Here is a 13,863-nt window from a genome sequence, read left to right on the forward strand (position 1 = left end):
TTTTAATTTTTATACTTTTACAAAGGTGGATGACTAATCATCCACCTGTTTGCTAGTCAATTGACTGTGTGGCCTTTCGGAATTTTTGATCGACGACTGCCCATAAATAAAAGGCAAATGATACGACGATAGCGTAAGCAAAATATTCAGCTTTAAGGTTACCTTGAATTAAACCATGCATGATCATAATGACCATCAGGGCAATGGTGGTACTTAAATACGTCACCATATTCTTGTTTGCCTTCAGAGCGTTAATGAAGACTTGCTTGTTGAAATGTAATGATAACATCTCCATCCCTCCTTGAGTTTTTGACTAAAAACCAATGTGTTTAGTCGGATTAGTTCTTAATGTTGTACTGCTAAAACTTGTGTTGATCAAGAGCAAAAACAACTATTTTTCAGAGAAATTATGCTATACCAATCAGAAAATATGTATGTAGCATTTTTTTAGTGAATAAATAGTATTTCGTTACGGTATAAGATGACAAGTAAATGATGTATGTAAGCTTATACATAGATTGTATAAAGCAATATTGATGCCATGAATAGCTTGCTAGGACAGGCTTTAAAGAGTTTTTTATTTTCTAATATTAAATTTATAAGAGATATGAAGGTGTTGATATACGACTTTAGGGGTGTATATGAAATGTGTCAGTATGTATAAAAACTGATGTAGAAAGAAATGAAACAATATGTGTCCATTTGGATAAAATGTAACAAATATTGATCATGCTTAAAATCAGGTTTGGGTAAAACCAGACTTTAACAACATCAGTTTTTACTTACTTTTTCACTTTATCGATTACAACAGCAATTACAAAAACCACCAATGATGGGATAAGCCATGCAAGGTTTTGTTCTGCAAGAGGTAAGTGAGTCAGCGCATAAGGCAGTTCAAAGTTCGCAACTTTTAAACCATCTAGAATACCAAAGAGCAAAGACACTGCGGTAACAGGTGCGATCACTCGGCGAGGATGATTAAAGAATTTCCAGCCAAAGCTCAGCATAATCACTACAATTGCAGGTGGATAAATTGCACTTAAAACAGGCACAGAAAAGGCGATGAGTTTGGTTAAACCTAAGTTGGAAATAATGAAAGAAAAACCAATCAGAATGAAGACCCAAACTTTATAGCCAATTTTAGTGATTGAACTGAAATATTCAGCACACGCACAGGTCAGGCCAATCGCAGTAACCATACACGCAATAAAAATCATGGCAGAAAGAAAGATAGAACCTGAGTCACCAAATGCATGTTGAACATATGCATGCAGGATCACTGCACCATTGCTCGCATTTGCTGCGACTTCATGGCTTCCAAGGCCAAGTTTAAATAAGCTGAGGTAAACTACAGTTAAACCAATACCAGAAATAATACTTGCAATAACCGCATAACGTGTAATCAGTTTAGGGTTGCTGACACCGCGTGAACGAATTGCTTGAATAATTACAATACCAAAAACCAAAGCACCTAAAGTGTCCATGGTCAAGTAACCATTTACAAAACCTTCAGAAACAGGGCTGTCGATATAATTATTGATGGCTGGCGGAACGAAACCCGTTGGAATCATCATCGCCGCAATGCCAAGGATGGTCAAAGATAAAATCTTTAGTGGCGAGAGTACATAGCCAACCGTGTCTAAAATCTTGTTTGGATACAGTGAAATGAGGGTGACTACACTAAAGTAGATTGCGCTGTAGATCAGCAAGCTGCTGCTTGATGTTCCAAGATAAGATGAAAAACCAATTTCATAAGAAACGGTTGCAGTACGTGGTGTCGCAAAGAGTGGTCCGACAGTTAGGTAACACGTAATGGTTAAAATGAGACTGGCTATTTTACCCAAAGGTGAACTTAAAATTTGAATCGAACCTTCGACACGTGACAGCGCAATAATGGTGATTACAGGTAAGCCTACAGCAGTGATTAAGAAACCAAAAGCTGCTAGCCATACATGCTCACCCGCTTGTTGAGCCACAATCGGTGGAAAGATAATGTTGCCCGCACCAATGAAGAGTGCGAAAGTCATAAAACCCAAAGCAACAATATCCCGAGTACGCAGACTTGTCATAAAAGGGAGATCGAGTTGAACAAAGGGGAAGATTTTAGTGCATATGTGTTTTTTTGGCTAATTTATTTCATGGGTGGTATTAAATTTTTTTATAAGATGAAAAGTGAATATATCAACTTGTAAAAAATAGGTTGATATATGTGATTGATTATCCATTTTAAAATACAAAAAATATAAATATTAAAAGCTTGAGGCACTGTTTTTCTTAAATTAAAAGTCGTAGTGCAAATGCTTTAAAATTACACAAATTTTTTAAAGGTTGGTTGTTGGAGGCTACCCTAAGATTTAAGTTTGAACAAAAATATTGAGAAAAGGTCTATACTTGCGACTTCATAATTGAGGATATTTCAATGCGTGGCTTAAATGTGAGCATAAAAACTGAACAAGATGTAGAAAAACTTCGTATATCTGGTCGTTTAGCTGCCGAAGTTTTAGCGATGATTGGTGAGCATGTAAAGCCAGGTGTCACGACTGAATATCTGGATGATATTTGTCATGACTTCATTGTAAATACCTTAAAAGTGACGCCTGCCAATATTGGTTATCATGGCTATACTAAAACTACCTGTATTTCTCCAAATGAAGTGGTCTGTCACGGTATTCCATCGCCGAATGTTGTACTCAAAGATGGCGATATTATTAATATTGATGTGGCGATTATTAAAGATGGCTACTTTGGTGATACCAGTCGTATGTACTATGTCGGTACAGTGAAACCGGAAGCCAAAAAGCTAGTCGATACGACTTATGAGGCGATGGTTGCAGGTATTCAGGCTGTGAAGCAAGGTGCAACGCTGGGTGATATTGGTTATGCCATTCAAACAGTTGCGCACCGTGAAGGTTATAGTGTGGTACGCGAGTATTGTGGTCATGGTATAGGCAAGGTTTATCACGAACAGCCAAGCGTATTGCACTACGGGCAACCAGGTAAGGGGATGCAGCTTAAAGCGGGCATGGTGTTCACGATTGAACCGATGATTAATATGGGCAAAGCACATGTCAAAGAGCTCAAGGACGGTTGGACAGTCGTGACTGCAGATAAGTCTTTAACTGCGCAGTGGGAGCATATGGTACTCGTGACTGAAACCGGTTTTGAGTTACTATCACCTTGGCCTGAAGGTACGGGCAGTTATCCAGAAATTTAAGTTGATGTTTTTTTGGTGATTAAATTTTAGACTTTGGTCTAGCTTTGTGACTTAAAAGCTAAATTAAGTCTTAAAAGCAATTATTAATATTTCTGAACCCCTTTATTTATCGCATTTTTTCTATTTTTTGATTAAAACTTATACATGCAAGCTATTGGTCTAGACTTCATTTTGTCACTAAAATTGTTTCTAAGATACTCGCTGTAGTTTCTTATTTTGTAAGTTTATGAGCTTATCCACCTCGGTTAAGCTCTTTTTTTGTCTCATGGATTGGCTCAGTGTCATTGAGAATATGTAGGGTTTAAAGTGATTTATTTGAGCTAAGGTGTTCAATTAAATAGTCAATAAACACACGGACAGCAGGCAATAAACCACGACGTGAAGGATACACAGCATGAAAAATACCGTGTGGTGCTTTCCAGTCGGGCAATACACGAACCAGTTCACCGCTTTTCACCATATCTTGTACGATGCTGTCTGGAAGTAGTGCAATGCCGCAGTTTTTACGCACCAGTTGAGCCAACATGCTCAAATCAGAGCCCATCACCACAGGGTTGACGCGTATTTTTTTTTGTTGCTGTGCATCATTATGCACGATGATATGTTGATCTAAATGCTCGTCGACCATACTCAGTATATGATGTTGGCTTAAATCTTCAGGTTGTTTCAGTTCGCCAAATTCATTCAAGTAGGCTTGGCTGGCAAATAAATGCTGCTCGATATTTTCAAATTTACGAATTACCAAACTTGGATCATCGTCTAGATTGGAGCGAACACGCAGCGCGATATCAAAACCTTCGTTAATAATATCCACACGGCGATTGGTCACCATCATTTGCACTTTAATTTCGGGATAAGTTTTTAAGAAGCTTGGTAAAATGCGTGCAATTTCGTTTTGTGCAATTGATACAGGCAAGCTGAGTTTAATGACCCCACGCGGTTGTAAACTGAGATGATCGACCAAATCGTGTGCGGCTTGTGCAGCATTCATCATCACTTGCGCATGACGGTAAATATTCATACCAATATCGGTCACTGCGAAATGGCGAGAGCTGCGTTGAATCAGGCGGACACCCAAGCGCTCTTCGAGGTTATACACGCGTCGACTGAGCTTGGATTTGGGAATATCTGTTGCGCGTTCGGCTGCGCTAAAACCACCATGTTCAACCACTTGAGCAAAACAATAAAAATCATCTAAATCGCTTAACATTCACCATGTCCATTTGTGCAACGATAAGCTTAATTAAAAAGTGATCGTTGCAGTTTGTCAATTTTGAAATTGTAGAGATTTAGTGGGAAATGCTCAGTTATTCAAAGGGTTTAACAGTGTTTTTGCTTGTTTAAGTATTTCAAGCATCTCTTTATATTCTTCAAGCCGTGCAAAGTCGCGTGCTGTTGGATTTTTTATGCGCGAAACGTTCATATTATCGAGTACATCGACATATTTTACTTGGGTTGCAAGAGGGCTTAATACAGTGCGCTTGACCGTTTCCAAACGTGATTCACCTGTTTGTTTGGTCAGTGCTTGTATGGCTTGAATGATCTCGGCACTAAAGCCAAGCGCTTTTAAGTCTTCAGCAGTCATTGCAGTGTCTTCCAAAATGTCATGCAACACAGCAATGATTTGTAGGGTGGGATTGGAAAATTGCAACATGAGGCGTAATGGATGCAAGATGTAAGGTTGTCCGCCCTTATCGAGTTGCCCCGCATGTTGGGTTGCAGCCAGTGCAATGGCTTTTTCTAAAGTCGACATGATTATTCTAGGTACTTTATCCTATGCTAAACTTCGCAGCATCTTTGTTTAAAAACTAAATTATGACTTATCAATTGATCCCACTAGACTGTGAAGCGACAGATCCCGTAGCGTGTCCACACTGCCAACAACAGGTAATTGATTGGTCTCAGGAACAATACGTTCAGCCTTGTGAGCATACCTTATTTATTGCGATGGACATTGGTTTCGAATATATCACAGATGAATTTGAAGCGACTATGCAGCGCAATGTTGATGATCTCCACGCACATGATGATCAAGTCATTATGTTTGAAGAGTTAACTCAAGCCAGTTACCCCAAATTTATCATGTTAAAAGCACCACTTGGTGTTGAAGGCTATTCACGCTATTTAGGCTTTACGGCTTAATAAATAAAAGCGCCATTGCGGCGCTTTTATTTGAATCTGCCTTAGTTTTCTAAAGCTTCTTCTTCACTTTCATCATCTGCGGTATCCATACCTAGCTCTTTGAGTTTACGCGTAAGGGTGTTGCGCCCCCAACCGAGTAACTCAGCAGCATGCCGTTTACGGCCACGGGTTTGTTGGAGCGCAGCAATGATCAATGTACGTTCAAACATTGGGGTGGCGATATCGAGGATTTTCATCTCGCCATTTTTCAGCTTTTGCACAGCCCATTGACCTAATAACTCGTCCCAATGGTGGACTGCAATGCGATCTAAGTTTTGCGCGGCTTGCGCATCTTCACCTGAGCGGGTAATTGGAATTTGCTTCAGCTCTGATGGTAAGTCTTCAGGATAAACTTCGCGTCCTGTAATCATGACCGTTAACCAGCGGCAGGTGTTCTCAAGTTGACGTACGTTTCCTTGCCAAGGCAGCTGTTGCATATATTCTTGCGTTTCAGGGCGAAGGATTTTAGGGCTGACGCCTAATTCTTTGCCTGCACGTGCCAAGAAGTGTTGCGCTAACATTGGGATGTCTTCGCTACGATGCGCCAGTTTTGGAATGTGAATGCGAATCACGTTCAGACGGTGGTATAAGTCTTCACGGAAGCGACCATCATGTACCAATTTTTCTAAGTCTTGGTGCGTTGCCGCAACAATACGTACATCTACTTTTACTGGAATATGCCCACCAACACGGTAAAACTCGCCATCAGCCAAGACACGCAGTAAACGCGTTTGTGTTTCAAAAGGCATATCGCCAATTTCATCTAAAAACAGCGTTCCACCATTGGCCTGTTCAAAGCGACCTTGGCGCTGTGTATTGGCGCCAGTAAATGCACCTTTCTCATGACCAAAAAGCTCTGTTTCAATCAGGTCTTTGGGAATCGCGGCCATGTTGAGCGCAATAAAAGGTTTACTGCTACGTGGTGAGTGGCGGTGTAAAGCATGCGCAACCAACTCTTTACCCGTACCAGATTCACCATTAATCAACACTGTAATGTGTGACTGAGACAAACGACCAATCGCACGGAAAACTTCCTGCATGGCAGGAGACTCGCCAATGATCTCGGTCGATTGAATGGGTTGTACCGTTTTTGCTGATTCTTGCTGCTGCATTTTGGTGATGTGCAAAATCGCACGATTCACCAAAGCTAAGGCTTCATCAATGTCAAAAGGCTTGGGTAAATACTCAAATGCGCCCGTTTGATAACTTGAAACAGCAGACTCTAAGTCGGAGTGAGCCGTCATAATAATGACAGGTAGATCAGGATAGTTGGCTTTAACTTTTGCTAAAAAAGTTAAGCCATCAATTCCGGGCATTCGAATATCGGTCAAGATCACATCGGGTGCATCTAAACTGAGTTGGTCTAAAGCAGATTGAGCTTCTTCAAAACTTGTGACGTCAAAACCTTCTTCTTTGAACGTTTTTTCCAGCACCCAGCGCATGGCGCGATCGTCATCAATTACCCATATTTTATTTCGCGACATGGTTTAACTCCCAAGGTATATATAAGCTAAAAGTTGTTTTTCCGGCAACAGATTGACATTCAATCATTCCGTTATGTTGATGCATAATATTTTGCGCAATACTTAAACCCAGTCCTGTGCCTTTAGCACGACCCGTGACCAGTGGGTAAAACACAGATTCTAAAATTTCTTCTGGAACGCCTGGACCATTGTCTTCGATATCAATCCGTACCACAGAGCGTTGCAGTACACCATTAATGGTCACTAAACGTTGAATACGAGTACGTAACATCAGCTCAGGTTGGTGGTCGACAAAGAACTCTTTATTTTCAGTCATGGCTTGCACTGCATTAACGCTAATGTTCAACATGACTTGTATCAGCTGATCACGATCGGCCATCACTTCAGGTAATGACAAATCATAATCACGGGTGATCTTAATTTTCTTTTTGGTTTGGTTGGTTATGAGTGAGCGAACGCGCTCTAAAGGCTCATGTACATTGACCAACTCATAACTTGGGAGTTGACGAGAACCAAGCATGGTATCTGCTAAATTACGTAAGCGATCGACTTCACTAATAATAATGTCGGTAAACTCGCTATATTGCGGATCATTGAGGCTACGTGCTAACAGTTGTGTAGCACCACGAATCCCGCCCAACGGATTTTTAATTTCATGTGCAACACCACGAATCAGTTGGCGTGCGACCTGATGTTGTTGTAGAAAGTTTTCTTCCTTTGAAATTTTGAGCATCCGATCAATTGGATTGATCTCAATTAAAAGCAAAGGATGATAGGGTTTATTTGAATTTAGCTGTGACACGGTATAGTCAACATGAATATCTTTAAAGTTGACCTTAATGATAGCTTCACGGCGGGTGTAGTGTTGTCCCGAGTTTAAAGTATTGAGAAGTGCTTCTTCTGTATTGAACTCATCATTGGGTGCATGGAGTAAATTAAGCGCAGGTTGGCCAGAGGCACGTAAAAGACTGATATCAAATAATGCTTCGCAAGAGGAATTTAAGTAAAAAATATTTAATTTACTGTCGACCAATAAAATCGCAGTGGTCAAATTGTCCACTAAAAGGCGATAGTCGATAGAAATAGGGTGATCCATTAGCGAATGTATCCTGTATTAAAATAGCGCAATGGCATCTTGATAAAGCATTAACCGTTCCAAATAGCGGACTGAATTGATGCAAATAAAGCAAAATGCACGCCAACTTTGATTTTGTATAGTGAAATGAGCACACTTTTTTTGCGGAATGCGCTGTAAATGAACGATTAGCTAAAGATATAGCGGATTCTAAAAATCAAGTAAACTGAATGTGACTTAAAATGGTGCGTTATGTTAATTCTACTACAGTGTTGGTTTTATTTTGGTGCATTAAACAAAGAGTGTGGAATCGATCTGTTTTTATAAACAGAAAAGACATACAATACGCGCATTCTAGTGGAGCGCAGATTCATGAAATCCCCCAAAGTCGGTTTTGTTTCTTTAGGTTGTCCTAAGGCATTGGTTGATTCCGAACGAATTTTAACTCAGTTGAAGACTGAAGGTTATGATGTAGCATCAGATTATAATGGTGCAGATTTAGTTGTTGTAAATACCTGTGGTTTTATTGAATCTGCAGTGCAAGAGTCTTTAGATGCCATTGGCGAAGCCATGAGTGCGAACGGTCGTGTAATCGTTACGGGCTGCCTAGGTAAAGACGAAGACAAAATTCGCCAAATGCACCCAAATGTCTTAAAAGTGACAGGGGCGGCTGCATATCAAGAAGTGATGGAAGCCGTGCACCAATACGTGCCTGAGCCACCAAAACACAACCCATTTATTGACCTTGTTCCAGAACAAGGGATTCGTTTAACGCCGAAGCATTATGCGTACTTAAAAATATCAGAAGGGTGCAACCATCGTTGTACCTTCTGTATTATTCCAAGTATGCGTGGTGACTTAGTGTCTCGCCCAGTCGGTTCTGTTTTAGAAGAAGCGGCTGCGCTTAAACGTGCCGGTGTAAAAGAAGTACTCGTTATCTCCCAAGATACTTCTGCTTACGGCCTCGATACCAAATACAAACTAGACTTTTGGAATGGTCAACCTGTTAAGACAAAGTTCTATGACATGTGTGAGGCCTTAGGTCAACTCGGTATTTGGGTGCGTTTGCATTATGTATATCCATATCCACATGTGGATGCAGTGATTGACTTGATGGCACAAGGCAAAATTTTGCCTTATTTGGATATTCCATTCCAACATGCCAGCCCAAAAGTTTTAAAACTAATGAAACGACCTGCGCATAGTGAAAATACACTTGAGCGTTTAAAGCTGTGGCGTGAAAAATGTCCTGACTTGGTGATTCGCTCAACCTTCGTTGTGGGTTTCCCTGGCGAAACTGAAGAAGATTTTGAAATCTTGCTTGAGTGGTTGAAAGAAGCACAACTTGATCGCGTAGGCTGCTTTACGTATTCGCCTGTTGAAGGTGCGACAGCAAACGACTTGCCAGATCACGTGCCTGAAGAGATTAAGCAACAACGTTATGAGCGCTTTATGGAAGTGCAACAGGCTATTTCTGCTGCAAAACTTCAAAAGCGTGTTGGTCAGAAAATGACGGTGCTGGTCGATGAACTGGATGAAGAATTCCCAGTTGCGATTGCACGTTCATACGCAGATGCTCCTGAAATTGATGGCAATGTCTTTGTGGAAGATATTGATAAAAGCCAGATTAAATCAGGCGATTTGCTAGAAGTCGAAATTACCGATGCAGATGAATATGATCTGTATGCACAATTGATTTCGATTAAATCGAATTAAGACACAAATAAAATTTAAAAATTTAGATATTGGAGTTATTGCGATGTTGGATTCTAAAAAACCACGTTTTCAACGCATCTTACTGAAACTTTCTGGCGAAGCATTGGCTGGAAATAAAGATATGGGTATTGATGCTCAAGTACTTGATCAAATGTCTTTGGCCATTGCGCACTTAGTGGGTTTGGGTGTGCAAGTCGGGATTGTTGTGGGTGGTGGTAACTTATATCGCGGTAGTCAATTACAGAAAGATGGTTTGGTTGGTCGTGTAACGGGTGACCAAATGGGTATGCTTGCAACCGTAATGAATGGTCTAGCATTACGTGATGCTTTGGTACGTCGTAATATTAAAACCCGTTTGATGTCAGCATTGCCAATTGGTGCTGTGGTTGAATCATACTCAAGCCGTGATGCAATTCGCCACCTGACTCAAGGTGAAGTTTGTGTGTTTGTCGCAGGTACAGGTAACCCATTCTTTACCACAGATACAGCAGCATGCTTACGTGGTATCGAGATTGAAGCAGACCTTATTTTGAAAGCAACGAAAGTTGACGGTGTCTACAACAAAGACCCAAGCAAATATGATGATGCTGTTAAATATGACACCTTAACTTTTGACCAAGTGTTAGATGAGAAATTGGGTGTGATGGATTTAACAGCGATTTGCTTATGCCGTGACCATAATGTACCGCTTCAAGTCTTTGATATGAATAAAGCAGGTTCACTGCTTTCAGTGGTTATGGGTGAAAAAGAGGGTACTCACGTAACGAACTAATGTACGTGACCTTGAAAGCTCTCTATACTACACACTATTTTAGAATTTATATCTTTTCGAATTAAGTAAGGAAGATCACATGATTAACGATCTTAAAAAAGACGCAGAAGACCGTATGAACAAGTCACTTGACTCGTTAGAACACGGTTTTGCCAAGGTTCGTACTGGACGTGCGCATCCATCTATCTTAAACGGGGTAATGGTTCCTTACTATGGCTCAGATGTGCCATTAAACCAAGTGGCAAACGTGGGTGTTGAAGACTCGCGTACATTGTTGGTTCAGCCATTTGAACGCACCATGGTTGCAGCAATTGATAAAGCCATCCGTGAATCAGATTTGGGCCTAAACCCAATTACAGCTGATGCGATTCGTGTTCCAATGGCTGCATTGACGGAAGAAACACGCCGTGACATGCAAAAAGTTGCGCGTAACGAAGCTGAAAATGCAAAAGTTGCAGTACGTAATATTCGCCGTGATGTACTGGGCGACATCAAAGCATTGTTGAAAGAAAAAGAAATTTCTGAAGATGATGAGCGTCGTGCATCTGATGATATTCAAAAAATCACAGATAAGTTTGTTGCTGAAATTGACAAACGTCTTGCGAATAAAGAAGCTGAGTTGTTGAAGGTCTAACTTGTATAATGACCGATTCAGAAGATAAGCTTACTCTTCCAAAACATGTTGCCATCATCATGGATGGCAACAATCGTTTTGCCAAAAAAAATGCAATGCAAAAGGGCGATGGTCACCGTGAAGGAAAAAATGTCCTTGACCCGATTGTAGAGCATTGTCGAAAAAAAAATATTCAAGCATTAACCGTTTTTGCTTTTTCGAGTGAAAATTGGAAGCGCCCTCAAGCTGAAGTTGATTTGCTCATGAAACTGTTGGAAGACACGATTCATGAACAGTTGCCTTGTATGCATCAATATCAAATGTCTTTACGTTTTATTGGTGATCGTTCTAAATTATCTCCGCAATTGCGTGACTTAATGTTGCATGCCGAACAAGACACTGCTAATTTCGACAAGATGACTTTGACCATCGCAATTAGTTACGGTGGGATGTGGGATATGGCGCATGCGGCTAAGCAGATTGCACTTGTTGTTCAATCTCAAGCGTTAGATCCTGAGCAAATTGATGAACATATTTTTGGCCAATACGTAAGTTTGAGTGATTTACCCGCTGTGGATCTATTGATTCGTACAGGTGGGGATTTTCGTTTATCGAACTTTATGTTGTGGCAAGCAGCTTATGCAGAGCTTTACTTCACTCCGACTCTTTGGCCAGAGTTCAGTGTAGAAGAGTTTGATGACGCCTTAGCTGTATTTGGTGGGCGTGAACGTCGTTTCGGGAAAACGACGGAACAAATTCTACAAGATAAAATTGAGAACTAATAAATGTTAGAGCGGATTATAACCGCATTGGTTTTGGTGGCCGTTGTACTGAGTTGTATGTTTGCAAGCCAGTCACACTATCCAATGTTTGTGCTGATGATTATTGCGGCAGGGGTTGCAGGCTATGAGTGGTTCAAACTCATGCCCCGTACAACAAAAAATGTTAATAAACCTCTAGCGTGGGGTTTTGGTTTACTCAGTGCTGGCCTTGCTACACTTGCCTTATACTTTAACGATATAGCACTTCTACTTTGGGCTGCCTCTATCCTATGTTGGTTGCTCAGTCTGTATTGGGTTAAATCTTATCCAAATTATGATGCTTGGTATAATTCAACCCTTAAGGTGGTCGGGATTGTTCTGATATCTTCAGCTGTGACTGCTATTTTTGCACTCTGGAAGATGTCTCCATGGTGGCTGATGTACCTGTTTTTATTGGTTTGGGGTGCTGACAGTGGGGCATATTTTGTTGGGCGTAAACTGGGTAAGCGTAAACTTGCACCTGAAGTCAGCCCAAATAAATCATTAGAAGGTCTTTATGGTGGTGTGATTACGGCCATGATCATCGTGGTTGCAGTTGAGATCCTCTATTTAGACTTAACTTACGCACAGCATTTATTATTTCTTATTTTATCTGTAGTCACTGTATTTAGTTCGGTGCTCGGCGATTTGTTTGAGTCTATGATTAAACGTCGTGCTGGAATTAAAGACTCAGGTCGTATTTTGCCAGGGCATGGAGGGGTGTTGGATCGTATTGACTCGTTACTGGCTGCTGCACCTATCTTTGCTGCGGGTGTATATATGTTAAAACTTATTGGCGTAGATTTGTAAATGTCTCAATCTGTTTGTATTTTAGGTGTTACAGGTTCGATTGGGCAGAGCACCTTAAAAATATTGCAACAACATGCTGAACGCTATCGTGTGTTTGCTGTTACGGCACATAGTCGGATGCAAGAGCTTGTTGATATTTGTCAGCAGTTTCAACCGCAAATTGCAGTTGTACCTCAAGCAAAAGTAGATGAACTACGCCAACTACTTGTCGCAGCCAATTTGCAAAGCATTGAAATTTTGGCGGATGAGGCGGGCCTCATCACAGTTGCTAAACATCCAGAAGTGGATGTGGTGATGGCGGCGATTGTGGGTGCGGCTGGTTTAATGCCGACCCTAGCAGCGGTAAAAGCAGGAAAGCGTGTCCTTTTGGCAAATAAAGAAGCACTGGTGATGTCGGGTGACATCATGATGCAGGCTGCTCATGATCATCAGGCTCTTTTACTTCCTGTAGATTCTGAGCATAATGCAATCTTCCAATGCTTGCCGCCGACCTATTTACAAGCTGAGCGTCACGGACAGCCGAAACTCGGAGTCTCTGGTATTCTTCTGACTGCATCAGGCGGGCCATTTCTAAAACATAGTTTAGATGAATTACATAATGTAACGCCTTCGCAGGCGTGCAAACACCCGAATTGGTCAATGGGGCAGAAAATTTCGGTTGATTCTGCGACCCTCATGAACAAAGGGTTAGAGCTGATTGAAGCTTGTCATCTTTTTTCAATCGAAGAACATTTTGTTACAGTAGTTGTGCATCCGCAGAGTATTATTCATTCCATGGTGCAATATGTGGATGGTTCAACATTGGCGCAAATGGGAAATCCTGATATGTGTACGCCGATTGCACATGCGTTGGCATGGCCTGAGCGTATTCAAACCCATGTTCCAGCTCTAGATTTATTTAAAAATCATCAGTTGGATTTTCAAGCGCCTGATACACATCGATTCCCAGCATTAAGCTTGGCACGTCAAGCGATGAAAACTGGGGGTACAGCCCCTGCGATTTTAAATGCAGCCAATGAAATTGCGGTCGCTGCATTTTTAAATCAACAGGTGGGGTTTATGCAGATTCCTGCTATTGTTGAACACACTTTGGATACCATCCCACGTCAAGCAGCAACACAACTTGATGTTATTTTAGAAGCCGATCAAAACGCACGTCATGTTGCTCAGCAATATGTGGTGAATATAGGAATTTAAG

The 13,863-nt window shown here is 41.1% G+C and carries 14 protein-coding genes; 8 read left to right on the plus strand and 6 right to left on the minus strand.

The window, feature by feature from the left end:
• Window positions 1–52: 52 nt before the first annotated feature.
• A complete protein-coding gene (locus ACG9ZB_RS07080; RefSeq protein ID WP_004696541.1) occupies window positions 53–289 on the minus strand; it encodes a hypothetical protein in 237 nt (78 codons plus the stop codon).
• Window positions 290–782: 493 nt separating this feature from the next.
• On the minus strand, window positions 783–2,069 hold the full coding sequence (gene brnQ / locus ACG9ZB_RS07085; protein WP_419325116.1) for a branched-chain amino acid transport system II carrier protein: 1,287 nt from the start codon (window positions 2,067–2,069) through the stop codon (window positions 783–785).
• Between the two features lie 350 nt (window positions 2,070–2,419).
• Between brnQ and map the strand changes: the two genes are divergently transcribed.
• Window positions 2,420–3,214, plus strand: coding sequence for a type I methionyl aminopeptidase (map, locus tag ACG9ZB_RS07090; protein ID WP_419325118.1), 795 nt, complete (start codon window positions 2,420–2,422; stop codon window positions 3,212–3,214).
• 301 nt (window positions 3,215–3,515) lie between these two features.
• On the opposite strand, the gene ACG9ZB_RS07095 is transcribed toward map, so the two are convergent.
• Both ACG9ZB_RS07095 and ACG9ZB_RS07100 read right to left on the minus strand, forming a co-directional pair.
• Window positions 3,516–4,424, minus strand: coding sequence for a LysR family transcriptional regulator (locus ACG9ZB_RS07095; protein ID WP_004981950.1), 909 nt, complete (start codon window positions 4,422–4,424; stop codon window positions 3,516–3,518).
• Between the two features lie 93 nt (window positions 4,425–4,517).
• The gene (locus ACG9ZB_RS07100; RefSeq protein WP_419325120.1) at window positions 4,518–4,967 is read right to left on the minus strand and encodes a phosphohydrolase; all 450 of its coding nucleotides are present in this window, start codon (window positions 4,965–4,967) and stop codon (window positions 4,518–4,520) included.
• A gap of 62 nt (window positions 4,968–5,029) precedes the next feature.
• Between ACG9ZB_RS07100 and ACG9ZB_RS07105 the strand changes: the two genes are divergently transcribed.
• Entirely contained in the window at window positions 5,030–5,356 is a 327-nt protein-coding gene (locus ACG9ZB_RS07105) for a hypothetical protein (RefSeq protein WP_419325122.1), read from the plus strand.
• Window positions 5,357–5,397: 41 nt separating this feature from the next.
• On the opposite strand, the gene glnG is transcribed toward ACG9ZB_RS07105, so the two are convergent.
• Together glnG and glnL are read right to left on the minus strand one after the other, a co-directional pair.
• Complete coding sequence (gene glnG / locus ACG9ZB_RS07110; RefSeq protein WP_168158833.1) at window positions 5,398–6,879, minus strand: nitrogen regulation protein NR(I); 1,482 nt, start codon at window positions 6,877–6,879, stop codon at window positions 5,398–5,400.
• Window positions 6,866–7,975 (minus strand): nitrogen regulation protein NR(II), encoded by a 1,110-nt coding sequence (glnL, locus tag ACG9ZB_RS07115; protein WP_419325124.1) that lies wholly within the window; start codon window positions 7,973–7,975, stop codon window positions 6,866–6,868. Before glnL ends, glnG begins: the two co-directional genes overlap by 14 nt.
• Window positions 7,976–8,326: 351 nt before the next feature.
• On the opposite strand from glnL, the gene rimO reads away from it, so the two are divergent.
• The 6 genes from rimO to ispC all read left to right on the plus strand — a co-directional run bounded on the left by rimO (window position 8,327) and on the right by ispC (window position 13,862).
• Window positions 8,327–9,670, plus strand: coding sequence for a 30S ribosomal protein S12 methylthiotransferase RimO (gene rimO / locus ACG9ZB_RS07120; RefSeq protein WP_419325126.1), 1,344 nt, complete (start codon window positions 8,327–8,329; stop codon window positions 9,668–9,670).
• A gap of 43 nt (window positions 9,671–9,713) precedes the next feature.
• On the plus strand, window positions 9,714–10,442 hold the full coding sequence (gene pyrH, locus ACG9ZB_RS07125) for a UMP kinase (RefSeq protein WP_010326991.1): 729 nt from the start codon (window positions 9,714–9,716) through the stop codon (window positions 10,440–10,442).
• A 79-nt stretch (window positions 10,443–10,521) separates the two neighbouring features.
• Window positions 10,522–11,076, plus strand: coding sequence for a ribosome recycling factor (gene frr, locus ACG9ZB_RS07130; protein WP_010326990.1), 555 nt, complete (start codon window positions 10,522–10,524; stop codon window positions 11,074–11,076).
• Between the two features lie 8 nt (window positions 11,077–11,084).
• A complete protein-coding gene (gene uppS / locus ACG9ZB_RS07135; RefSeq protein WP_419325128.1) occupies window positions 11,085–11,837 on the plus strand; it encodes a polyprenyl diphosphate synthase in 753 nt (250 codons plus the stop codon).
• A 3-nt stretch (window positions 11,838–11,840) separates the two neighbouring features.
• Complete coding sequence (locus ACG9ZB_RS07140; RefSeq protein ID WP_419325130.1) at window positions 11,841–12,665, plus strand: phosphatidate cytidylyltransferase; 825 nt, start codon at window positions 11,841–11,843, stop codon at window positions 12,663–12,665.
• Window positions 12,666–13,862 carry a 1-deoxy-D-xylulose-5-phosphate reductoisomerase gene (gene ispC, locus ACG9ZB_RS07145; protein WP_419325132.1) on the plus strand — a complete coding sequence of 399 codons (1,197 nt, stop codon included), beginning with the start codon at window positions 12,666–12,668 and terminating at the stop codon, window positions 13,860–13,862.
• Window position 13,863: the final 1 nt, after the last annotated feature.

The sequence above is a fragment of the Acinetobacter johnsonii genome (genome assembly GCF_048551975.1).
GTDB lineage: Bacteria > Pseudomonadota > Gammaproteobacteria > Pseudomonadales > Moraxellaceae > Acinetobacter > Acinetobacter johnsonii_A.

What these genes read in the sequence shown, in the direction of transcription:
- ACG9ZB_RS07080 (WP_004696541.1), bottom strand. Translation starts at nt 289, where the DNA reads ATGTTATCATTACATTTCAACAAGCAAGTCTTCATTAACGCTCTGAAG.
- brnQ (WP_419325116.1), bottom strand. Translation starts at nt 2,069, where the DNA reads ATGACAAGTCTGCGTACTCGGGATATTGTTGCTTTGGGTTTTATGACT.
- map (WP_419325118.1), top strand. Translation starts at nt 2,420, where the DNA reads ATGCGTGGCTTAAATGTGAGCATAAAAACTGAACAAGATGTAGAAAAA.
- ACG9ZB_RS07095 (WP_004981950.1), bottom strand. Translation starts at nt 4,424, where the DNA reads ATGTTAAGCGATTTAGATGATTTTTATTGTTTTGCTCAAGTGGTTGAA.
- ACG9ZB_RS07100 (WP_419325120.1), bottom strand. Translation starts at nt 4,967, where the DNA reads ATGTCGACTTTAGAAAAAGCCATTGCACTGGCTGCAACCCAACATGCG.
- ACG9ZB_RS07105 (WP_419325122.1), top strand. Translation starts at nt 5,030, where the DNA reads ATGACTTATCAATTGATCCCACTAGACTGTGAAGCGACAGATCCCGTA.
- glnG (WP_168158833.1), bottom strand. Translation starts at nt 6,879, where the DNA reads ATGTCGCGAAATAAAATATGGGTAATTGATGACGATCGCGCCATGCGC.
- glnL (WP_419325124.1), bottom strand. Translation starts at nt 7,975, where the DNA reads ATGGATCACCCTATTTCTATCGACTATCGCCTTTTAGTGGACAATTTG.
- rimO (WP_419325126.1), top strand. Translation starts at nt 8,327, where the DNA reads ATGAAATCCCCCAAAGTCGGTTTTGTTTCTTTAGGTTGTCCTAAGGCA.
- pyrH (WP_010326991.1), top strand. Translation starts at nt 9,714, where the DNA reads ATGTTGGATTCTAAAAAACCACGTTTTCAACGCATCTTACTGAAACTT.
- frr (WP_010326990.1), top strand. Translation starts at nt 10,522, where the DNA reads ATGATTAACGATCTTAAAAAAGACGCAGAAGACCGTATGAACAAGTCA.
- uppS (WP_419325128.1), top strand. Translation starts at nt 11,085, where the DNA reads ATGACCGATTCAGAAGATAAGCTTACTCTTCCAAAACATGTTGCCATC.
- ACG9ZB_RS07140 (WP_419325130.1), top strand. Translation starts at nt 11,841, where the DNA reads ATGTTAGAGCGGATTATAACCGCATTGGTTTTGGTGGCCGTTGTACTG.
- ispC (WP_419325132.1), top strand. Translation starts at nt 12,666, where the DNA reads ATGTCTCAATCTGTTTGTATTTTAGGTGTTACAGGTTCGATTGGGCAG.